Genomic DNA, 22,388 nt, shown 5'->3' on the forward strand with positions numbered 1-22,388 from the left:
TATCCAAAGGTAGCAAAAGAACAATTTATTTCTAACGGAGCTGTTAGCTCAAGTTCTGTATTTGTTGGAGAACTCACAGGAGGCACAAATGCTACCCAGAATAAACAAGGCAATACCACTGTAACAGGCGAAGCCGCTCCTATTACATACATTAAAGCTGACGCCTTTGATGCTCTTGCAAAGAAGCTTGGAGCAGGTGGCACGGGAACTTATATTAGTGATGGAGGTACTTACACGCTCACAGTTCAAACCACTATTGGTTCTAAGACTTATACATTTACAATGACACCCGGTGGACAGATTTCAGTATCTGCTTCTTAATAAAGAGCACTAATTAGTGTAATTTTTTGGGCACGCCAAAAGCGTGCCCTTTTTATTTTAGCCTTTTTATTTTAGATACTTTGCAAAATCATTTTTGTATGCGTTATAGAGAATCAAATCCAAGTTTTTCAAATACTCAAACCTCGCCTTTACCTGTTTTGAGTTATTTTGAATCGCATAGTAATATGCTAAACCAAGTTGTCCGTAAGGATTTTTATTGTTTGCCTTTATGCCTTTAACGATATACTCCTTACCTTCTCCCAGGTTTCCTTCCTTAAGTAAAATAAAGCCATATGCAATATTTGTATTTGAAAAAGAATCATCTATGGGAAAACTAATAAGTGTTTTTGCAGAGTTTATATCGCCTTTTGTAAGAATATAAGCTAAAGCCACAAGTCCTTTTAAATCAAAATCAGTTTTTCTTAGATCCTTAGCCCTTGTTAGAAATTTAATTGAAAGCGGATTTTTTGTATCAAGATAAATTTGCCCAATACCATCAGGAAATCTATAGTCAAGCGGATTTAAAGAAGAGGCAAATTCAAACTCTTTTAAGGCACTTGAAGCATCCCCCAAATCTTTAAAAGTTTGCCCTAAAAGGTAATGGTAGGTTGAGTTATTTTTGTCAAGAGCTATTCCATTTTTATAGTATTCTATTCTTGTTTCAATTGGTAAGTTATCTCCAATAAGAACATTAACTGATGCAATAAATGTTTTAAAGGTATAAATTGAGCCTAAAACAAGAAACAGTATCAAAATAAGAGATACTCTTTTTGAGAGAACAAAACTTTTTTGGTTGTTAAATGTTAAAAGTGCAAATCCCAAGAAAAGATAGACAAGCGTTATAGGAAGAAGCGAATCAACATCCATACACATATGGATAAAAAAGCCTGTAAGCCCTGAAAACAGCCCAACATAGACAAAAGAAGCATTTTTTAGATTTTTAAAGGCAACCTTATACGCATTAAAAACATACAAGAGAAATGGAATTATCCCATAGATTCCAGTTTCAACAAGAATCCTTGCAATAAGTGAATGGGGGTCAAACCTAATTTTATCGGGAATATTCCCAGTAAGCGAATAAAAGTCTTTAAAACTTCCAATACCAATTGGTTTAAATGGATTTTGCAAAAACCTTTCAAACGATAATTTAACGAAATAGATCCTCATATAGAGTGAAACATTTTGCTCTCCTTGGACAAATTGGACAAACTGCGTATTCTTATTCAAAATTACATCAACTGTAAATGGCGATGCAAAAGAAGGTATAAGAATAATTGCAAAAAGAAGAACCAATACTTCTAAAAGTAAAGCCTTTAAAAAATTTTTATGTAAAATGGATACAAAAACTACCATACTTAATATATAAGCAATGTAAGAGCCTCTTGATGAAGTGATTATGATAAGAAAAGTCAAAAATACTGAAATTATAAAATAAATTGCCCTTTTAACATCGTTTTTCTCAAGAAGAACAAAACCCATTGATGTAAATATGGAAAGTATCAAAAATGCACCGAAGGCATTGTTGTATTGCCAAAGAGATTGAAGTGTTTCAAAACTGACAAATGCGTATTTTTGACCATAAAGCGAGATTGAAGGAAATTGACCAAATGCATATGAGTAATAAAAAAGATATGATACAAATCCAAAAAGAAAACTAGTAAAGACAATAAAGTTTAATACCACTTTGAAGTTTTCTTGGTCGATACTGTTCAAAATTATTATTGAAAGAAGAGTCGGAAATAAGAAATTCAAAAATTGTGAAAAGGCATGATATTTATAATGAGAGAAAATAATTGAAAATCCAACTGCAACAATGAATATAAGAAGGTAAATATCAACTTTTATTGGTCTTTTCTTCAAAATTGAATCAACAATAAAGAAAATGAAAATCAAAAAGACAAAAAAAGAGGATGCATAGGTTATTGTATAGTTTACAACTTCGCCAAAACGCGTAAGAAAGGTAAGTGCAAAGATAAAAGAAAGGGTAAGTATAAGGACAAAATCTATTTTAAAAGACCTCTTTTTCATTTTCATTTTGGTGCCGGGGGCCGGAGTCGAACCGGCACGGTGTCGCCACCGCGGGATTTTAAGTCCCGTGCGTCTGCCTGTTCCGCCACCCCGGCAAATTTTTCTGGAGGCACCGGTCGGATTCGAACCGACGAATGAGGGTTTTGCAGACCCTTGCCTTACCACTTGGCTACGGCGCCATGGAGCGGAAGACGGGATTTGAACCCGCGACAACTGGCTTGGGAAGCCAGCGCTCTGCCCCTGAGCTACTCCCGCACACTTAATATTATACCCAACTTTCCTCTTCTGTCAAATACAGGCTTAATATTTTCTCAATTTTCAAAATTATTTTTAACCTGTGAAATACTATCAGTATCTTTTGGATGGCGCTCTATAATAATTGTTACAGGTCCATCGTTTGTAAGCTCAACTTCCATATGTGCCTTGAAGACACCAGTTTTTAAAGAAGGATACAAATTTTTTACCATCGAAACAAATTTATCAAAATATTCCCTTGCAAGGTTTTCTTCCATTGCGTCTGTAAAACTTGGGCGATTACCTTTTTTTATGTAGGCTAAAAGGGTAAATTGGGATACAAGAAGAATTTCACCTTGAATGTCCCTCACTGAAAGATTCATCTTGCCTTCATTATCCTCAAAAATTCTCATATTTACTATTTTATTTGCAACCCAGTTTAGAACTTCCTCAGTATCACCTTTTTCAATACCTACAAGTGCAAGAAGCCCAACTCCAATCTCTGAAACAACCTCGTTATTCACTTTCACTTTCGACTTCTTCACTCTCTGTAGAACTACCCTCATATACCCACCTCTTAGAGACTCGCACTTTTACAACTTCTTCAAGACTTTCAAGTTCTTTAACAATTTCTGAGAGATTAATCTTAGGATCTAACTTACAAGAAAATCTTATATATGCAAGAAATCTTCCTTTAAACTTTTTCTTTTTAGAAGAGGAATGAAAGTTTTCAAAGCTAATGTTTCTTTTTGCAAATACTCCTGCAATTTTATATATAAGCCCAGGCACATCCTGAACTGTTAATTTAAAGAACGCATAGAGATTTTTCTCTTTACCTTTACTCCAATGCGCTTCAACAACCTTCCCTCCATTTTCGACGATTTTCATAAGATTTGGACAATCTACTCTGTGAATTTTTATACCACGCCCTCTTGAAATATAGCCAACAATTTCATCAAAAGGTTTTGGGTTGCAACATTTTGCAATAGAGATATTAATATTACTTGCTCCACTAATTGTAGGGAAGTACTCTGTTGTTTCGGTTTTTGTCTTTAGAGGAATGATTTTAGGAAGCTGTGGCTTTGGTGTCTCTTCAAGCTTTTGGGTCTCTTTCTTTTCTTCGTATAGTTTTCTAAAATATGCCTTTATCTTTGACTTTGCAGAGGCTGTGCGGACAAATTGAAGCCAGTCAAGTTTTGGTCCGGTTGAAGTTTTTGATGTGATAATTTCAACCCTATCTCCTGTCTGAAGCTTGTAGTTAAGGGGGACAAGTGATCCGTTTACTTTTGCTCCTACACAACGATAACCTATATCTGTATGCACCCTGAATGCAAAATCAACAGGTGTTGAACCTTGGGGAAGTTCAATGACATCTCCTTTTGGCGTAAAAACAAGCACCACATCGGAGAATAGATCCACTTTAACTCTTTCAACAAACTCTTTTGAAGAACGAACCTCTTTTTGCCACTCAAGCATCTGCCGAAGCCAAGCAATCTTTGCTTCATAATTTTTATCTAAGGATTTTCCTTCCTTGTATTTCCAGTGAGCCGCGATACCCATTTCATCTACTTCGTGCATTTCCCTTGTACGAATCTGTATTTCAAAAGGTTCGCCTGATTTTGTAATAACCGTTGTATGAAGTGAGCGATAGAAGTTTGGTTTTGGCATTGCAATGTAGTCTTTAATTCTTCCCGGGACAAGTTTATAGTAGTTATTTACAATACCTAAAACTTGGTAACATGTGGGGATGTCATCTACAATAATCCTTAAGGCAATAATATCGTAAATTTCCTCAAATTGTTTTCCATCACGAATCATTTTTCTATAGATACCATAGAGATTCTTTGGACGCCCCTCCACAACTCCTGTAATTCCATGTTCCTTCAAGAGACCTCTTAACTCTTCCATTAACTCATTCACATAAGCTTCACGCTCTTCACGTTTTTTTGCAACCTTTTTTGCAAGCTCATAATACTTTTCAGATTCAAGATAACGGAAACTCAGGTCTTCAAGCTCCCACTTCATCGTATAGATCCCAAGGCGGTGCGCAAGAGGAACGTAAATATCCATTGTTTCTTTGGCAATTTCCTTTTGCTTTTCGGGTGGAAGGTAGTTTAAGGTTCGCATGTTGTGAAGTCTATCGGCAAGCTTAATGAGGACAACTCGCACATCCTGAGCCATTGCAAGGAGCATTTTTCTTAAACTTTCAAGGTGCGCCTCCTCAGTTGATACGCTTTTTATTCCTTTGAGTTTTGTGACACCATTAACAAGAAATGCAACAGTATCTCCAAATTGTGCCTTGATATCTTCAATAGAAACATTTGTATCTTCAACAACATCATGGAGAAGTGCTGCAGCATATGTTTCAGCATCAAGCTTGAGATTAGTAAGAATGAGAGCAACATTCAGTGGATGAATGATGTACTCTTCGCCTGACTCTCTTGCTTGCCCTGAATGCTTCTCAAGTGCAAACCTATAGGCATCCTCTAAAAGTTTCATCCCCTCACCGTCGAGGTAAGGGGACACTCTATTTTTTAATTCTTGAAAAAGTTCTTCTTTATTCAAAGTTTACAAGGGAAAATACATGATATTTCCCTATCTTTTCCTCTCCTTTCAGATTTTTAAGTATTACAACAAAACCCCAGCCAACGATTTCTGCACCAAGAGATTCAACGAGTTCAGATGCGGCAAGCGCAGTACCACCTGTTGCAAGAAGATCATCAATCATAAGAACTCTTTCGCCTTTCTTGAAGGCATCTTTATGAAGTTCGAGAATTGACATTCCATATTCAAGTTGAAACTCTTTTCTTACAACTTCGTATGGTAATTTCCCTGGCTTTCTTATAGGTACAAAGCCTGCTCCAAGTTCCTTTGCAATTGGTGCACCAAAAATAAATCCCCTTGCTTCAATGGCTGCAACTTTATCCACATGAAAATCCTTAAAATGATTTGCAATCTCTTTAACTGCATAGTTAAATGCTTCCTTGTCCCCCATAAGAGGCGTTAAATCCCTGAAAAGAATCCCCTTTTGCGGAAAATCTGGAATGTCCCTAATGTACTTCCTTAAATCCATTTTAACCTCCTAACAAATATATTATACTCATTTTCTCTTTTTGGAAGACTTGTTTTTCTTCTTTGATTTTTGTTTGCTTTCTTTTGCGGATTTCGGCTCGTCATGAGATTCCAAGGCAGGCTCTACATTGCTTTCAGGATGAGTTTCTGTCTTTGGTGCTTCCTCAACTACTTTAACAACGCTCTCTTTCTTTGCAATTTCTTCGCTAAGTGTCTCCCCCCTAAAAAGGACAAGTAAGGGAGATGCTATGTAAATTGAGGAATATGTCCCAGATAAAAGACCAAAGAGAAGTGTCATTGAAAAGTCTCTTAGAGCACTACCGCCGAAAATAACAAGCGCAAGAGACGAGAAAAACGTTGTAATAGAAGTATTCATTGAACGCACCCAAACTTCAGTTATACTCTTGTTAACAAGTTCCCTAAAGGACTCTCTTAACTTAAATTTAAGTTTTTCTCTAATTCTATCCATTACAACAACCGTATCTTCAACTGAATAGGTTATTATTGTAAGAAAAGCACCAATGAAGGGAGCATTAATTTCAATTCTAAAGAGAGCAAGCATGCCCAATGTTACAATGATATCGTGAAACAATGCCAAAACTGTTGCTAATGCAATTTTAAACTCAAACCTCAATGAGATATAAAAAAGGACAAATAAAAGTGAAAGAAGAAGTGCAATTGCACCATTTTTCATCAATTCGCTTCCAATAACAGGGGCAATAGAAGTAATTTGTGTTTGATCCTTATTTACTTTGTATAGCTTATCAGCTTCATTTACAATTTTTGTAATATCATCAGGTGGGACGTTTGTAGCATTGATTTTTATTATAACTTTATTCCCCTGTGCTTCTTGGACGATTGCATCCTTATAGCCAATGCTTGCAACTATGTCCCTTATTTTCTGAGAATCAGGCTGTTCACTGCAAGCAAGCGTTATAATTGAACCTCCTTTAAAGTCAATACCAAGGTTTAATGGAGATCCAAACTTTACCCAATTATAACCAATTGCAGCAAGACCTATGATTATAAGGGAAAGCGAAATTGAGAACCAGATTTTTGTATGCCCTATAATATTCCAGTTTTTAATTCTATCTCTAAAACTCATCGCAAACCTCCTATATTCCCCACATCCACGGTCTCTTTAAAGATGACTGTGGAAGGAATAATTCAACAAGAAGCCTTGTTATAAATACACCAGAAATGAACCCTGTAAGAATACCAATTGATGTCGTAACAGCAAAACCCTTAATAATTGTTGTGCCAAAGTAGAAAAGGAATGCCGCACCAACAAGTACGGTAAGGTTTGAATCAATAACCGTACGCAATGCGTTTGCAAAACCTGCGTTTATAATCGATTTAAGGGTTCTGCCAAGTTTAAGCTCTTCCTTCATTCTTTCAAACACAATTACGTTGATATCAACAGCCATACCCAAGGAGAGAATTGTACCACCTATTGCAGGAAGAGAAAGTGTTGCATGAAGAAGGAATAGCGTAGCAAGTTCAAGGGAAACATAGAATATAAGGGAAATCGCAGAAAGTATGCCAAGATAACCATAAAAAATAATCATATATAGGATCACAAGGATAAATGCAAATATGCCACCTAAAACTGCCATTCTAATAGTGTAGCTTCCCAATGATGGACCAACCACTTCTTCCTGGATGAAATTCAATTTAACAGGTAATGCGCCAGACCTTAAAAGAGCAGCATAGTTTGCAGCTTCTTCCTTTGTAAATTTACCCTCTATAACACCCTGACCTTCAGTAATAGCACTTTTTACAGTCGGTGCCATAAGAAGTTTATTGTCAAGATAAATAGAAATCGTCTTTCCAATGTTTTGTTGAGTTACTTCTGCAAATATTTTTGTCCCTTCTGGATCTAATTGGAAGGCAATAACTGGCTGACCCAATGTTGCAGGATCCTTACTAAATTCAAGAGTTGCATTCTTTATATGGGCACCTGTCAAAACAACTTTTCCATCTTCAGTTTTAAACTGCAAAAGCGCAGTTTGTCCAATGAGCTCTTTTGCCTTTTCTGGATCTTTCCAACCTGGAAGTTCAACATCGATTCTTTTCCAGTTTGCCCCCCTCTCTTGCACGACAACTGCTTCAGAAATTCCAAGGGCATTAACTCTTTTTTGGATTACACTTATTGCTGTTTGCATTGCTTCTTGTGTAACCTTTACCTCAGGGGTATCCACAGCCTCCAAAACAAATCTTACGCCACCTTTTATATCAAGCCCAAATCGAGGCACGATATAGCTTTCAAATTTGTTTAAGGTTTCAAGTGGTTTTGAAGATGCAGTAATTGCAGTGTAGTCAATATAAAGTGCAAGTCCAAACACAATGAGGAAAATAACAAACCATACTAAAAGCTTCCTTTTCATCTAAGAACCTCCTACAATTTTTGTCTCATCTAAAATTTGTTTTAACTTCATAAAATCCTCCATAAGCAACTCTTTGTATTCGCCATGATAGAGTGCTGCAGCAGGATGAAATGTCACAAAAAATTTTAAACCATCTTTCTCAAACACTCTGCCGTGAACTGAACTTACCTTTAATGCTGGGCTTACAAGTGCATTTAAAGGTGTATTGCCAAGCGTTACGATAATTTCAGGCTCAATTACAGAAATTTGGGCATATAGATATGGTATGCATGCTTCAACTTCTTCAACTGTTGGAACTCTGTTATTGGGTGGTCTACATTTAACGATGTTTCCTATGAAGACTTGAGACCTATCAATACCTATTGTTGAAAGAAGTTGAGTTAAAAGCTTACCTGCAGCTCCAACGAAAGGAAGACCTTGAATATCTTCATCACGACCAGGACCTTCGCCAACAAACATTATCTTTGCATTTGCAGGACCAACTCCTGGGACGTAATGGGTTTTAGTTTTGTGTAAATCGCATCTTGTACAGTGCCTGATATCGTTTTCAATTTCCCTAAGCATTGCTTCTCTATCCATCAATCTTTCCTACTCTTACAGTTCCGTAAGTGCCATCCAAGAGATTTTTAAGATAGGAATCAAATTCATCTTTTTCAATTCCTTCTATCTCTTTTATGATGGCTTCAACGGATCTTATATATCCCTGCATAAGTCCTGACACACCATTTTTCTGCATCCTTGAAGAGGTACTTTCAAGACCTAAAATCATGCTTCCTAAAAGGTAATTTTTGGCATTCACAAATTCATCGTGAGTGAAGCCTTTCTCTTTAACGCTATTTAACTCTTCAAAAATAATTTCTTTTGCAACTTTTTCGTATTTTGGCAAGGTAGATGCATAAATAACTGTGCCGCCTGTATCGACAAGTCTCACAGGATAAGCATAGATAGTATAAACAAGTCCATGTTCCTCACGTAGTTTCTGGAAAAGCCTCGATGACATATTTCCGCCAAGAGCAACGGTAAAAATTGAATGCAGATATGATTCATGCGTAAAACTCTTTTCACCCTTTAGGGTTATTGCAAGATGGAGTTGCGCTGTTTCCTTAGGATAGTTTATATCAAGGAATTTATAGGAGACTGTTTCTGCGTTTATATCTTTGTTGCCTTCTTTAAAATCTTTGAAATACCTTTCGACAAGTTCCTCTGCCTTTAGGCGATCAATATCTCCAACTGCTGAAATAAAAATGTTTCCCTTAACAAAAAAATTTTCAAAATAGGAAACAATATCCTCATATGTGATTGAGCGTACACTTTCCTCAGTCCCAAGAGGGTTTCTTGAAAGAGGAGAATCTCCCCAAAGGGAACGCAATGCCTCCGTCTGACAGATATCCTGTGGGTCATCGTAAAACTCGTAGATTTCTTCAAGAATTACTTCTCTTTCTTTTTCTAAAAGTTCCTTATTAAACGTTGGATTTGTCAAGATATCAGACAAAACATCAAAACCAACTTCAATATCTTTTTGAAGGAGCTTTACATAAAAAAGGGAATACTCAGAAGAGGTATAGGCATTGATTTCTCCACCAAGCCCTTCAATTGCCTTTGAAATCTCAAAGGAAGATCGTTTTTTTGTTTCTTTAAAAACCATATGCTCGATGAAATGAGCAATGCCAAGTTTATCAGTTTCATAGCGTGAGCCAGACTTAACAAATACACCCAAAGATACCGATGGAAACGTATGATTTTCTTCAACGAAATATCTTATACCATTTTTTGAAATTGAGATTTCAAGGTTTTCGCCCATTATTTTTCTCCTGGTTCTTCTTTTTTTGAGTTGTTATTTCCGCCATCAACTGCCTTTTTACTGAGTTGAATTTTTCCATCATCTTCAATCTTAATGACTTTTACTTTTACTTTGTCACCTACATGAAGCTCTTTTCGAATATCCTTTATGTACTTATCTGCAATTTGAGATATATGCAAAAGACCAACATAATTTGGAAGAATTTGGACAAGTGCCCCAAACTCCTTTAACTCAATAACAACTCCTTCGTAGATTTTTCCTTCTTCTGGTTCTGCAAGAAGTTGGTTTATCCGCTCCAAAATTGTATTAAGTATGTCTTCATTGGGTGCTGTGATGTAGACTTTTCCATCTGGCTCAATATTGATCTCTGAATCAGTAGAACCAATAATGCTTCTTATCGTCTTTCCGCCAGGTCCAATAAGCAAACCAATCTTATCTGGTCTAATTTGCATCTTATATACTCTTGGAGCATATGGAGAAATTTCGGGACGAGGTGCAGGGATTACTTCTTTCATTTTTTCAAGAATATAAAGACGAGCCTTACGAGCCTGCTCAAGTGCAATTCTTAAAATATCAATTGTAATTCCTTTGATTTTTATATCCATCTGAAGTGCTGTAATACCTGTATCAGTCCCTGCAACTTTAAAGTCCATATCGCCAAGGTGATCTTCTGCACCTTGAATATCCGTTAATACTACAAATTGATCCCCTTCCTTTATCAAACCCATTGCTATACCTGCAACAGGCTTCTTAATGGGAACACCTGCATCCATAAGTGCAAGAGTTGAGCCACAAGTCGAAGCCATTGAGGTGGAACCATTAGATTCCAATACCTCAGAGACAACTCTTATTGTGTAAGGAAATTCTTCTTCACTTGGTAAAACTGGCACAAGTGCTCGTTCTGCAAGTGCACCATGTCCAATTTCTCTACGAGTGGGACCTCTCATGGGACGTGCCTCACCTACAGAAAAAGGCGGGAAATTATAGTAGTGCATATATCTTTTAGTTATGATTTCTTCTTCAAGAGACTCAATCAATTGACCTTCGCCTTTTCCACCAAGTGTTGCAATAGAAAGTACCTGTGTTTGTCCCCTTGTGAAAAGCGCTGAGCCATGAGTTCTCTTAAGAACCCCAACCTCAATTGAGATTGGTCTAATTTCATCAGGCTTTCTTCCATCAATTCGATTACCCTGAAGTGTTTGAGACCTTATGTAATTCCTCAAAATGAGGTCAAAAATCATATTTACTTCAGAGACCTTTTCTGGATATTTCTCTTCGTACTCTGTTATTATTCCTTTTTTAATCTCTTCAAGCGCCTTCTCTCGGGTGAGTTTTTCTTTATTTTCGAGTGCAAGTTTAATTTTATCAAGGATTTCCGACTCAATCTCCTGCTTTAAGGCTTCGTCAATTATAACTTCGGGCACTTGAACTTTTGGTTTCCCAATCCTTTTTGCAAATTCTTCCTGCGCAAGAGAAATCTTCTTAATCTCCTCCAAGGCAACTTCCATTGCCTGAAGCATTGTCTCTTCTGATATTTCCTTTGAGCCAGATTCAATCATTATAAGGGCATCTTTTGTGCCTGCTATACTTAAATCAAGAAGACTCTTCTCATCAATATCGCTTTCATTGGGATTTATGACAAATTTACCATCAATCAGACCAACCTTAACAGCGGAGACTGCTTCGTAAAAAGGCTCATCCGAAATAAGTGATGCTAAAGATGCAGCATTTATACCAAGAATTGCAGGTGAAATAGCGCCATCTGCAGAAAGGACATACACAACAATATGGACTGGGCGCCTGAATTGAATTGGAAACATTGGTCTAAGGGGACGGTCGATAAGGCGGGAACCAAGGATTTCTTCATCGGTAGGACGTCCTTCCCTCTTATAAAACCCTCCAGGGATTTTTCCTGCAGCATACATCTTTTCGAAATAATCAACAGTTAAAGGGAAAAAGTCTGTTGGTTCTGCAGGTTCATCTCCCATCGTGGAAGTTGCAAGCACCTGTGTGCCGCCACATGTTGCAAAAACGGCACCTCCTGCTTGCTTTGCCATCCTACCTACTTCAAACTCTATTACTTTTCCGCCTACTTCAATACTTATTTTCTCCACCATAGTCTTATGCTCTCAAATTCAATTCTTTAACAATTCTCTCGTAACGCTCTTTATCTGTTTCCTTAAGATAAGTAAGAAGTTTTCTTCTCTCACCGACTAACTTAAAAAGTCCTCTTCGAGAAGCAAAATCTTTTTTGAATTGCTTTAAGTGCTCCGTAAGATTGTTTATTCGTAATGTAAGAAGTGCAATCTGCACTTCAGGTGAACCTGTGTCACCTTCGTGACGACCAAATTTCTTAAAAATTTCTTCTTTCTGTTCTTTTGTAATCATTCTTTACCTCCTATAAAAATTTTTATTCCGCTAATAACAAAGGAAACCGTATGGAGGGTTATACGAGTTTCCCTTGCTAAAAGCAAAGATATTATACAATATTTTGTATCTTTTTCAAAAATAATAGCGATTTGGAAAACGAGGCTTATAAAATATAATTGTGAAGTATGAAAAGAGTTATAGAATTTATCGAAAATAACACATCGTTTATCATAACACTTGGAATACCTTTGGGACTTATGTTCCCTCAATTTGCCGTCTTAAAACCATATCTTACTGAATTTTTGATGCTCGTCCTGTTTTTTACCTTTCTTAAGCTTGAATTTCAAGATCTATTAAAAGTTTCAAAGAAAGTAAAACTCATTTTATTTGCGGTAGTTTTCGATTTGATACTGCTTCCTATCTCTGTCTTTGTAATTTTAAAAATTCTAAAGGTTGAAGATTTTCTTCTTGCATCTTATCTTCTCTTTTCTGCGGTGCCAGCAGGAGTTGCCTCAGCTTCAATTACAGATATCCTCGAAGGAGATACAATTCTTTCAACAACAATAATTATCATTACTCATATTATTGCACCCATTACAATTCCATTACTCTTTTACATCCTTCTTAGAAAGGTTATACATGTTGACTACCTCAATATTTCTACAACCCTTATAAAGCTCATTTTCATTCCGTTAATACTATCTCAAATATTCAAATACACATTCAAAAGGCTCACAACTCAAATTGCTTCAAAAAACAAAGTCATAACAACTTTAATCCTGCTTCTCCTTGGCACGACAATTTCTGCCATTAACTATAACTTCATAGTAAAAAACCCAATTGAATCAATAGGATTTATTCTCTTTTCTATACCAATATATCTTCTATTTATGATCGTTCCATTCTACATAACACCTTTTTTGCCTATGAAGGAGCGAATTTCAATTTTTGCAACAAAGACATTTATGAATGTAACAATCGGTGTTATACTTGCGCTTTCCTTTCTTGATACAAAGGCTTCGCTTGTACTAACCCTTGCACAGATCCCTTGGTCTTTAATGATATTTCCTTCAGAGATTCTTATTAAACTAAATAAAAAAGCCCCCGCAAAATAGCGGGGGCAAAAGAGGAGGACTTTATTTACTCAAGTGAAATTTCTTTTGTCTTCTTGCCAGTTTCAACCTTTGGAAGAGTTATTTCAAGAACTCCATTTTCGAATTTAGCCTGAGCTTTTTCAGGATCTACTTCAGCTGGTAAAGGAATTGCTCTGTAGAAACTACCATATACACGCTCTTCAATGAAGTAGTTCTCTTCTTTTTCCTTACGCTCCTTCTTTACTTCACCAGAGATAACAACAGAATCAGGTTCAACCTTAATTTTTACATCCTTCTTATCAATTCCAGGAAGGTCTGCTTTTACAACAATTTCATTATCTTTTTCAATAACATCAACAGAAGGAGCAAAGGCAATCTGGGTTTCTACTGGTTGAATTTCTCCCCTTTCCTTCCTTGGAAGCGCCAATCTTGGTCTTGCGCTTCTCCAGAACTGAGAGAATATTTCATCAATTTCTTGTTCAAGTCTTCTAATTTCTTCAAAGGGATCATAGATTCTTGCCATATCCATCACCTCCTGCAATATATTATATATAATTTTTTAAGTTTGTCAAGGGGGTAAAATTAAGAAAATTATCAAAAAGTCCCCAAATTCGATAATTTATATCAAAGCCAGCACCAACAATTGTAAAGAGCACAAGAAGCAGTGTTTCCGAAAAAACTCAATTCCGTCAAAATATTCAGATTCATTATGCAGGGTATTAACTGCAACCGTCCCAAGAGCCATACATACAAAAAGTGTAGAATAGTTAAAGTGCATTGCAATGTAAGCCGCGAGTGATATAAAGGCAAGGGTATTGATAAGTTTGAAAGACTTTGTTCTCATAAAATTTTTCTTAAAAAAGTAAGTATGAAATTAGAGAAAGGCACTTAATTTTCTTTTATTAATTTGTCTTCAAGGTGTTCATTACATTCAAATTGAATATTTGTATGATCAATACCGAACTTTTCTTTAAGAATTTTTTCAATCTCAAGACGAATGTTTTTGGTTTCATCAACGCTTGTATTTGGCAGGACATTTACATGCGCTTCAAGAAGTGTTTTTTCATCATCGAGCCGCCACACATGGATATGGTGGATATTCACAACCCCGGGAATCGTAAGAACGTTTTTTTCGACATCTCTTAAATCAATATCACTTGGTGTTGCTTCAAGAAGAATAAGTGTGCTCTCCTTGACAATTTCAAATGCTTTATATCCCGTATAAATGGCAATAAGGATAGTCAAAAGAGGATCAATCCAGTAGATTTTAAATATCCACATAAAAACTGCACCAAGAACAACTGCAACTGATGATAGAGCATCTGAAAGTAGGTGTAGATACGTACTTCGAACGTTCAGGCTGTGAGCATGCGAATGTAATAGAATTGCACTAATTGAGTTTGCAATAAGACCGACAACTGCAACAGGCAGCATGAGACTAACATTAATCACCTCAACTGATAAGAAGCGTAAAATTGCTTCACGAATGAGGAGTGCCGCAATAACAAGAAGAACTGAACTATTTACAAATGCAGCTATTATCTGAGATCGCCTATATCCAAAGGTAAAACGTTCGTTATGCTTTCTTTCAGAAAGTCTCAAAGTCCACAAAGTAAAAATTCCTGAGAGTGTATCTGACAAATTATGCATCGAATCCGAAATCAAAGACAAACTTCTTGAAAGAATTCCAAAGATTATCTCAAGTACTGTTATGAGAATATTCATAAATATTGAAACAAGTACTCTACCCGATGCACTTCCAATTTCGTAGTTGTGGTCGTGTTCTTTTTCCATTTTTCCCTCTTAAAAACCCATTTCAATTATATTACATTTGTTGTAAAATTTATAAGAGAGGTGAAAAATGGGGCACATAAGAGATTTAGAAACAAATCTTTATTCAAGGGATTTTTTTGATGAGGAACTCGAAAGGCTTAGTAAGAAAAGAGATGCAAACATTGGCACGATAATTATAGAAATAGACACAAACGAACCTCAAATTATTAAAAAGACTGCGGAGTTGCTTTCAATATCTGTAAGAGGATATGACATTGTTGGAAGAGTAAGCAAGAATGAGTTTGGAGTTATTTTAGAAGACATAAACGAAGACAACATAATTGAAATTACAAAACGGATAAAGGATGAGCTTGAAAACTATTTAAAAGAAATGCCAAATCCTCCAAAGGTAAATATCGCATGGAACATAAGCGGAAGCTTCTTTGGAAATGTGAAAGAGGCATACGAGAATCTAAGAAGAAAAAAATAAATTCATAATTCTTTCACAATTAACTCTATAATTTTTATTGAGAGGTGAACGATATGGAATTGAAAAATATTAAAATAATTGGTGGAGTTGGAGTCTTGCTTGCAATTTTGAGCGTAATTCCAGGACTTGGTATCTTTGCAGGCATTGCAGGTTTAGTGCTCGTATTTATTGCCATAAGTGAACTTTCAAAGCTTACAAAAAATAAAAAAATTTACGACAATTTCCTTGTTAGCTTCATCCTTCAAATAGTTTTAGCAACCGTAGGTGGACTTGCACTGATTGGAATGAATGTAAGAAGAATCTTTATGGGAAGTATGCTTTACTATGGATATATAATTCCAAATAGAAGATTCCCAAATTTCAATTTTGGTGCAAAAAGACACCCATTTGGATTGTTTGAAGGTCCATTTAGCAATTTTGGTTTAAGAGAAAATTTGGGGATAGGTATCATAATTGTATCGGTTGTATTTGGATTAATCCTATACGGCATTTTAGTTGCAAGAAGCTATTACTTAAAGAAATCTTATGAGGAGATTTCAAAAGAAACTCAAGTTGAATATTTCAGAACCGCAGGAAACCTTATGTTCATTGGCTCAATACTTTCAATTATACTTGTTGGACTGCTTGTTTACTTTATTGGATATATTTTTGAGGTTGTTGCATTCTTCTCACTTAAAGACAATTTAGAAGTAAGTACTCAAGAGTCCCCTCCTCCACTCCTTTAATGTTTTAACATATCTCGTTTAGGGGTAGCAAGTTGCTACCCCTTCTTTTTATTTTACAAATCTGCTATAATTCTTTTTGAGGCGACAAATGAAAAAGGCAATAAAAAAATATTACGAAACAGCAGCAGATAATACTATCGATGGTATTTACTTTGTTGATAGAAAAAGAAAAATACTCTACTGGAATAAGGCAGCAGAGGAAATTACAGGCTACAAAAAGGAAGAGATAATAAATAAAAGATGTTTTGACAATATTCTTCGTCATGTGGATGAAAATGGAACACTTCTATGTTTCACAAAATGTCCGCTTGTGAGAGCAATGGAAAAAGGAGAAATTGTCTCTGAAAATGTGTACCTGCACGATAAAAATGGAGCAAGAATACCAGTTAATGTTGAAACAATTCCTGTAAGAAATAGAAAAGGAGAAATTGTTGGCGCTGTTGAAAGATTTAATCAAGGTTGGGGATTGCCTTTAATAAGAGAAAATATCCAAAAGCTTCAAAAAGATGCTTTTATTGACCAATTAACTCAAATTCCCAATAGAAGATACCTTGAAATAAAAATAGATGAAGCAATTAAAGAGGTAAATCTACTTAATAAATCACACGGCTTTTTATTTATCGATATCGATGACTTTAAGAAGTTAAACGATACATATGGACACCTCATTGGAGACAGAGTATTAAGAACAATTGCACAGACAATTCTTTCAAATATAAAACCACATGATATTGTTGGAAGATACGGCGGAGAAGAATTTGCAGTTATCCTTAAAGACATCGACGAAGAAAATCTTAAGAAATTTACAAAAACACTAAGAATACTCATAAACAATTCATCAATAGATATAGATGGACGTGAGTTATCTATAACTACTTCAATTGGATGCACTCTGATAAGAAAAGATGATACAATTCAATCCCTTATTGCAAGGGCAGATGCTCTTATGTATGAAGTGAAGAAATCTGGTAAAAATAATTGTAAATTTGGTTAGAAATTTAAATCAAACGGAGTTAAAAGCCTTCCTTTATCGAGGACAAGCGTATTCTTTCTTATCACATATTCAAACTCAACAGGTATAAGATTTGCAAGGATATTCTCAAATTCGTTCATCTTAATGCTTCCTTCTCTTAAATAAAGGGTAGTCATAAGGATCTCAAAGTGAGGATCTCGGAAACTATAAAGTTCTAACTTATCAATGAATTTTCTTACATCCTTTTTCTTGTAATCTCTTTCTACTAAAATTTCTTGCTTTTCAAGAATTGAATTTAAGGCATTTTCAATATCAAATTTGGAAATATCAGACACTGTGTGCCCAACTACAATATTTGTAAACATTGCCTCAAACGAAGTTATAGACCTTGCAGAATATGGAAGCGGCTTAATTCTCTTTATTACAAGAAGACCTTCAAATGCTTCTGTAAGTGATTCAAAAATCTTATAAAGATCAACCTCTTCCCTCAAGAAGAAGTCAAAATACTCATCCTCCCCTACCATGCCGACACTCAAAGGAAATCCCAATTCCAATTGCACTCTTTTGTTAAAACCTTCGGTAAATTTAAGAGGAAGACCTGATCTTCTTAAACCCCTTTCAATAACAGTTTTCATATCAAGATGCCCCAAGTAAAAAATTGCATAGGGACGCTCAAAATTAACTCTTATTCTCATATATCTTTATTATATTGAGAAATGAAGATTTTTTCTATTTCTCAAAAATATATTACGGCAATTAAAAAAGAATCCTATAAGATGTTCCTTTTCCTTGCAATATATTACTTTTTGTGTTATAATTTATTACAAATGAGGTGAAAAGATGCTAAAACTTGAAAACATAAGCTTTAAAGCTGATAATAAACTCATCCTTAAGGAAGTTTCTATGGAGTTTGAGGAAGGTAAAAAGTATGCAATCCTTGGTGTAAATGGTGCTGGGAAAAGCACTCTTGGATATATAATTATGGGGCTTGAGGATTACAAGCCAACAACAGGAAGAATCCTCCTTGATAATGAGGATATTACAAATCTTTCAATCTATGAACGCGCAAAAAGAGGAATAACGCTTGTCTTCCAGGAACCACCAAGATTTGAGGGAATTAGCGTTGGAGCATATTTGACGCTTGGTGGAAAAATAAAAATCGACCGAAATGAGCTTGAACAAGTTCTTGAGACAGTTGGATTGAATCCAAAACTATATATAGCAAGAAAGGTTAACGGAAGTCTTAGTGGAGGCGAAAGGAAAAGAGTTGAGCTTGCTTCAATTTTGGTTTTAAAGCCAAGATACGCAATCCTTGATGAGCCAGATTCAGGTATTGATATTATGAGTCTTGAAATGGTAAATAATGTCCTAAATTATATCGCTTCATATGGTGGAACACCCATTATAATTACTCACAGGGAAGAAATGGCAACAAATGTTGATTTTGCATACCATATCTGTAATGGCATTGTCCTTAATAAAGGAGATGCTATCTCAGTAATTGAGGAGTATAAGAAAGAATGTGGTATATGCAACCATCCAAATGCACCAAAACAAAATGAAAAATCAAAAGAGGAGGTTAGAAAATGGGTATAAATATTACCGATGAATATAAACAAATCGTTGATGCCCTTGAAAAGAATGGATATGATGCTTCAAAATACTTTGATAAGAGAGTTGCATCAATCATCATAAGTGGAAATAGAGTTATAGGACTGAATAATGTCCCTGGTGTAAAACTAACGCCAACACAAATAGAAAATGGTGTGCGTGTTGATATGGAGATAGAAGAAGGCGTTGCACTTCCAATTCCTATTCATGTTTGCACTGGATATGTTGAAAAGAGAGGACTTCAAAATGTCATCTTCAATATAAGAATAAGAAAAAATGCAAAAGTAAAATTTACAGCCCACTGTGTTTTTCCGCAGGTTGAGGAATTCACCCACAATGCAATCTCAAATGTAATAGTTGAAGATGGAGCAGTAATGGAATATGCCGATGAACACTTCCACTCAGATCTTGGGACGATAAATCTTAGGACAATTACAAATGCAAAGGTTGAGAAAGGCGGTATATACAAAAATAGTTTTACCTTAACAAAGACACGTATTGGGAAACTATACGTTGAAATGAATCTTGACCTTGGAGAAAGTGCAATTGGAGAACTTACATCAAAAGTAAAAGGAACCAAAAATGATGAGATTGAAATAAAAGAGACATTAAACCTAAACGGTGAGCGTTCAAGAGGAATTGCTAAATCAACAGTTGTTGCGCTTGATGAGACAAAGGCAAATATTGTTAATATAGCATATGGCAACGCACCATATTCTTACGGACATGTTGAATGTAATGAAATCACAAAAGGTAACAAAGTTGATGTGAAAACTGAGCCAATCCTTAAAGTTGTTAATGATCTATCGGAACTCACTCATGAGGCATCCATTGGAAGAGTAAATAGAAGGCAACTTGAAACTCTCATGGCAAAGGGATTAACGGAAGAAGAAGCAACAGAACTTATCATAAAAGGAATTTTGCAGTAAAAACTTAAAGGAAAGGCAATTGCCTTTCCTTTTTAAACCTTCAAGAAAAAAAATACTTTAAGGCAACTTATACCAATCTGGATTTTCTTCAAGAAGCGGCTTCAAATTAAAAGCCCAATCTAAAAATTTATTTACATTGTCTTTACCAACAAATCTTGCACCATGCTGTGGCACAATCTGTTCTAAATCTAATTTACGTACCATATTAACCCAGGATTTAATAGCAAAAGATGAAGGCATATACCTTTTGTGGAAAGGTTCCATGAATTTTAAATGCTCTTCAAAATTAGAAACAACTTCATAATCTGCACCAATTGAAGCACCAAAATCTCCTGAAAGAAGAATTGAAGATACAGGATCATAAATTTGAAAGTTTCCTTCTGAGTGTAAGAAATGCGCAGGGACAAGGACAACCTCGGAATTTCCTAATTTCAGTCGCATTCCTCCATCTTTTACTTTTACTAATCTATCCTCAACAATTGCCTTTGGAAGAAAGTGTGGGATAAATCGTGCCCACAATTCAGAAACAAAAATCGTTGCATTCGTTGATACAACCCAGAAGTTTAAAGATGCACTTACATCTGGGTCTTGATGAGATAGAACAATATACTTAATTTTTTGCGGTGGAATGATAGAGGCAATCTCTGAAAAAAGATAAGAATTTATCCTTGAACCGCCAGGTTCATAGAGCAAAGCCTCACTTCCATCAACAATTAAAAACTGATTTGTTTCAACCTCATCAGAATCGCCAAATCCCGAAAATTTAAAAACCTTGTGATTTTCATTTTCAAAAAGAGAAACTTTCAATTTTCACCTCCTAATTATTTAAATCTCCGATTTGTATTATAGCACAAGAACCTTATTTAAGATGCCCTTATTGTATAAAAACTAAAAATTACTATTGGGGAAGACAGTAATAAGCTTGTAATTGAAAGCTCGAAACCAAAAAGAATAAAAGAAAGGATGAAAGAAACGAATACAATTGCAAGATACAGGTAAGGAGAAATAAGTACTAACTTTTCATTAGGTTTTATTTGAAATGTTTGATCTATTAATCTTACAAGAAAAGTTGTTGTGGAAACAATTACAAACCAACCTATAAAATTACCAAATGGTACATCAAAATAAGAGTACTGAGAATTGTTTTGCCAAACCCATAATCCAAACTTCACAGAAACAGGATCTATAAAGAAATCAAATGTCATAACGGCAAAACCATCAAGGAAAGCACACAAAATCAAATTAGATATACTATTTATATGAAAAAAATAATCTCTTTTTAAGAGAAATTCAATAAAGGCATTTGTAAGTGAATAACCGATTAATATAAAAACTATCCAGAAAAACCAAACAAGTATCGGAAGTCCCAAGAACTTTGGATTAAAGAAATCTGCATAAAAGTATCTTACACCAAGAGGACCACCATAATGCATACCTATATTTTCATATATTAACGGAGCAAAGATTAAAATTATTATTTGCAGTATCAATCCGAAATATTTCTTCCCATTTTTCACTTCTTTTGACCTATCTCTATAATTGAGCAATTTTTTATCACTCTAAAAAGTTTAGTGCTTTTTTGAAAAATTTGCAAATACTTGTCATATTTTTTTCTTTATGTTCGACATTACCTCAGATGATTGAAACAAACATTAATTTTTATAACTCTTTTTCTTCTTTTGTATTTTTTTAATTTTTGTCTATCATATTTTCACCCATTGTGAAAGTGCTTCATCACTTAACGGGTGAAAGTGTCATCTTTTTTATATGTGCCCAAATTAAATTAAATCTGAGTTTATCCAAGAAAAATACAAGGAAAATTTGGAGAATCGCTCAGATTAGGTAATATTTTATTACCACCAATAGTATTTTTTACCATCTAATATTTCTATTCTCATATCGTATCTTCAAGTGGCAATGTATCTCTTTAGGCTTTATAACAAATTGCTCTCTAAAACCTCGTATCTATGATTGAAAATATTTAAAAATCTATTAATTTTTGCAAATTTTTTTTGTATAACATATATGGGAATACAAAATATAAAGGTGCAGTCCATGGAAGAGGGTAAGTTTGAGGTAACGGACGAACAAATAAAAAAGATCATTGATATATACGAAATTTTAGATTCCATTGCTCAGTCTATTGATATTCACGATGAGATCTACGAGCGTATCCGCACACTTGAAGAGGAAAATGAACGGCTCAGTATAACACTTCAGGATATGCTTACACGACAAAAAGGTATTAGATACTAATAACTGATTTTTTAGACATTTCTTGTTAAATCTAGATTTTTATGATATCATAACTATATGAAGTTGAGTGAATGGGCAAGGAAGATAGGGATAAGTTACAGAAGGGCATGGCAAATGTTTAAAGATGGCAAATTACCAAATGCGAGACAACTACCAACGGGAACTATAGTGGTAATTGAAGATGAGGAAGAAAAAAGAGGTTATACTCCTGGGACAGTAGCTATATTGATTCTTGCTTCTGATGTTGTAAAAGAAGAATCGCTTCCTTTAAGAGATAGGTTAAGAATAGTAAATATTAAAAGAAGGTAAACTTTTGTTATATAT

General features: G+C 35.1%; 23 protein-coding genes, 3 tRNA genes and 1 pseudogene. 9 read left to right on the forward strand and 18 right to left on the reverse strand.

What is annotated here, in order from left to right:
* A partial coding sequence (locus tag ACP5SP_RS05070; protein WP_428076128.1) for a hypothetical protein occupies positions 1–321 on the forward strand: 321 nt, incomplete at its 5' end.
* Between the two features lie 66 nt (positions 322–387).
* On the opposite strand, the gene ACP5SP_RS05075 is transcribed toward ACP5SP_RS05070, so the two are convergent.
* From ACP5SP_RS05075 to rpsO, 13 genes are all read right to left on the reverse strand, one after another.
* Positions 388–2,349: an O-antigen ligase family protein gene (locus tag ACP5SP_RS05075; RefSeq protein ID WP_428076129.1), complete on the reverse strand. Its 1,962-nt coding sequence runs from the start codon at positions 2,347–2,349 to the stop codon at positions 388–390.
* An 8-nt stretch (positions 2,350–2,357) separates the two neighbouring features.
* Positions 2,358–2,444 (reverse strand) — tRNA-Leu (locus ACP5SP_RS05080).
* 9 nt (positions 2,445–2,453) lie between these two features.
* Positions 2,454–2,528: transfer RNA gene (locus ACP5SP_RS05085), tRNA-Cys, on the reverse strand.
* Between the two features lies 1 nt (position 2,529).
* Positions 2,530–2,604 (reverse strand) — tRNA-Gly (locus tag ACP5SP_RS05090).
* A gap of 56 nt (positions 2,605–2,660) precedes the next feature.
* The gene (dtd, locus tag ACP5SP_RS05095; RefSeq protein ID WP_416084932.1) at positions 2,661–3,149 is read right to left on the reverse strand and encodes a D-aminoacyl-tRNA deacylase; all 489 of its coding nucleotides are present in this window, start codon (positions 3,147–3,149) and stop codon (positions 2,661–2,663) included.
* Positions 3,100–5,082, reverse strand: coding sequence for a RelA/SpoT family protein (locus ACP5SP_RS05100; protein ID WP_428067087.1), 1,983 nt, complete (start codon positions 5,080–5,082; stop codon positions 3,100–3,102). Before ACP5SP_RS05100 ends, dtd begins: the two co-directional genes overlap by 50 nt.
* A gap of 58 nt (positions 5,083–5,140) precedes the next feature.
* Positions 5,141–5,656, reverse strand: coding sequence for an adenine phosphoribosyltransferase (locus tag ACP5SP_RS05105; protein WP_424587117.1), 516 nt, complete (start codon positions 5,654–5,656; stop codon positions 5,141–5,143).
* Between the two features lie 27 nt (positions 5,657–5,683).
* Positions 5,684–6,760, reverse strand: coding sequence for a protein translocase subunit SecF (gene secF, locus ACP5SP_RS05110; RefSeq protein ID WP_428076130.1), 1,077 nt, complete (start codon positions 6,758–6,760; stop codon positions 5,684–5,686).
* 10 nt (positions 6,761–6,770) lie between these two features.
* The gene (gene secD / locus ACP5SP_RS05115) at positions 6,771–8,042 is read right to left on the reverse strand and encodes a protein translocase subunit SecD (RefSeq protein WP_424587090.1); all 1,272 of its coding nucleotides are present in this window, start codon (positions 8,040–8,042) and stop codon (positions 6,771–6,773) included.
* Positions 8,043–8,621, reverse strand: coding sequence for a uracil-DNA glycosylase (locus ACP5SP_RS05120; RefSeq protein ID WP_416084927.1), 579 nt, complete (start codon positions 8,619–8,621; stop codon positions 8,043–8,045). It lies immediately after the preceding gene.
* A complete protein-coding gene (locus ACP5SP_RS05125; RefSeq protein ID WP_424587089.1) occupies positions 8,614–9,843 on the reverse strand; it encodes a M16 family metallopeptidase in 1,230 nt (409 codons plus the stop codon). The genes ACP5SP_RS05120 and ACP5SP_RS05125 overlap by 8 nt, the downstream gene beginning before the upstream one ends.
* Complete coding sequence (locus ACP5SP_RS05130; protein WP_428076131.1) at positions 9,843–11,960, reverse strand: polyribonucleotide nucleotidyltransferase; 2,118 nt, start codon at positions 11,958–11,960, stop codon at positions 9,843–9,845. Before ACP5SP_RS05130 ends, ACP5SP_RS05125 begins: the two co-directional genes overlap by 1 nt.
* Positions 11,961–11,964: 4 nt before the next feature.
* Positions 11,965–12,231 (reverse strand): 30S ribosomal protein S15, encoded by a 267-nt coding sequence (gene rpsO, locus ACP5SP_RS05135; protein WP_416084924.1) that lies wholly within the window; start codon positions 12,229–12,231, stop codon positions 11,965–11,967.
* 167 nt (positions 12,232–12,398) lie between these two features.
* On the opposite strand from rpsO, the gene ACP5SP_RS05140 reads away from it, so the two are divergent.
* Positions 12,399–13,328, forward strand: a complete 930-nt coding sequence (locus tag ACP5SP_RS05140; RefSeq protein WP_428067080.1) for a bile acid:sodium symporter — start codon at positions 12,399–12,401, stop codon at positions 13,326–13,328.
* Between the two features lie 25 nt (positions 13,329–13,353).
* Here the strand turns inward: ACP5SP_RS05140 and ACP5SP_RS05145 are convergent, their stop codons facing one another.
* Both ACP5SP_RS05145 and ACP5SP_RS05150 read right to left on the reverse strand, forming a co-directional pair.
* The gene (locus tag ACP5SP_RS05145) at positions 13,354–13,830 is read right to left on the reverse strand and encodes an Hsp20/alpha crystallin family protein (RefSeq protein ID WP_416084922.1); all 477 of its coding nucleotides are present in this window, start codon (positions 13,828–13,830) and stop codon (positions 13,354–13,356) included.
* Between the two features lie 365 nt (positions 13,831–14,195).
* Complete coding sequence (locus ACP5SP_RS05150) at positions 14,196–15,101, reverse strand: cation diffusion facilitator family transporter (RefSeq protein WP_416084920.1); 906 nt, start codon at positions 15,099–15,101, stop codon at positions 14,196–14,198.
* A 67-nt stretch (positions 15,102–15,168) separates the two neighbouring features.
* On the opposite strand from ACP5SP_RS05150, the gene ACP5SP_RS05155 reads away from it, so the two are divergent.
* The 3 genes from ACP5SP_RS05155 to ACP5SP_RS05165 all read left to right on the forward strand — a co-directional run bounded on the left by ACP5SP_RS05155 (position 15,169) and on the right by ACP5SP_RS05165 (position 17,289).
* A complete protein-coding gene (locus ACP5SP_RS05155; protein ID WP_416084919.1) occupies positions 15,169–15,570 on the forward strand; it encodes a diguanylate cyclase domain-containing protein in 402 nt (133 codons plus the stop codon).
* 53 nt (positions 15,571–15,623) lie between these two features.
* Positions 15,624–16,295 carry a DUF996 domain-containing protein gene (locus ACP5SP_RS05160; RefSeq protein ID WP_424587076.1) on the forward strand — a complete coding sequence of 224 codons (672 nt, stop codon included), beginning with the start codon at positions 15,624–15,626 and terminating at the stop codon, positions 16,293–16,295.
* 88 nt (positions 16,296–16,383) lie between these two features.
* Entirely contained in the window at positions 16,384–17,289 is a 906-nt protein-coding gene (locus tag ACP5SP_RS05165; protein WP_428076132.1) for a diguanylate cyclase domain-containing protein, read from the forward strand.
* On the opposite strand, the gene ACP5SP_RS05170 is transcribed toward ACP5SP_RS05165, so the two are convergent.
* Complete coding sequence (locus ACP5SP_RS05170) at positions 17,286–17,963, reverse strand: TIGR03936 family radical SAM-associated protein (protein ID WP_424587078.1); 678 nt, start codon at positions 17,961–17,963, stop codon at positions 17,286–17,288. The two genes, ACP5SP_RS05165 and ACP5SP_RS05170, sit on opposite strands and share 4 nt — an antisense overlap.
* A 145-nt stretch (positions 17,964–18,108) precedes the next feature.
* Between ACP5SP_RS05170 and ACP5SP_RS05175 the strand changes: the two genes are divergently transcribed.
* Together ACP5SP_RS05175 and ACP5SP_RS05180 are read left to right on the forward strand one after the other, a co-directional pair.
* The gene (locus ACP5SP_RS05175) at positions 18,109–18,864 is read left to right on the forward strand and encodes an ATP-binding cassette domain-containing protein (RefSeq protein WP_416084915.1); all 756 of its coding nucleotides are present in this window, start codon (positions 18,109–18,111) and stop codon (positions 18,862–18,864) included.
* Positions 18,855–19,808, forward strand: a complete 954-nt coding sequence (locus tag ACP5SP_RS05180) for a SufB/SufD family protein (RefSeq protein WP_416084914.1) — start codon at positions 18,855–18,857, stop codon at positions 19,806–19,808. Before ACP5SP_RS05175 ends, ACP5SP_RS05180 begins: the two co-directional genes overlap by 10 nt.
* A gap of 57 nt (positions 19,809–19,865) precedes the next feature.
* Here the strand turns inward: ACP5SP_RS05180 and ACP5SP_RS05185 are convergent, their stop codons facing one another.
* Complete coding sequence (locus tag ACP5SP_RS05185) at positions 19,866–20,615, reverse strand: MBL fold metallo-hydrolase (protein WP_424587079.1); 750 nt, start codon at positions 20,613–20,615, stop codon at positions 19,866–19,868.
* Positions 20,616–20,671: 56 nt separating this feature from the next.
* Positions 20,672–21,325 carry a carotenoid biosynthesis protein gene (locus ACP5SP_RS05190; RefSeq protein WP_416085032.1) on the reverse strand — a complete coding sequence of 218 codons (654 nt, stop codon included), beginning with the start codon at positions 21,323–21,325 and terminating at the stop codon, positions 20,672–20,674.
* 538 nt (positions 21,326–21,863) lie between these two features.
* Between ACP5SP_RS05190 and ACP5SP_RS05195 the strand changes: the two genes are divergently transcribed.
* Positions 21,864–22,064, forward strand: coding sequence for a hypothetical protein (locus ACP5SP_RS05195; RefSeq protein WP_428076133.1), 201 nt, complete (start codon positions 21,864–21,866; stop codon positions 22,062–22,064).
* 57 nt (positions 22,065–22,121) lie between these two features.
* Positions 22,122–22,238 (forward strand): annotated as a pseudogene (locus tag ACP5SP_RS05200) (IS607 family transposase); the annotation flags it as partial.
* Positions 22,239–22,388 lie beyond the last annotated feature (150 nt).

Origin of the sequence: Caldisericum sp., assembly GCF_049967455.1 — a bacterium.
In the GTDB taxonomy this organism is placed as follows: domain Bacteria; phylum Caldisericota; class Caldisericia; order Caldisericales; family Caldisericaceae; genus Caldisericum; species Caldisericum exile_A.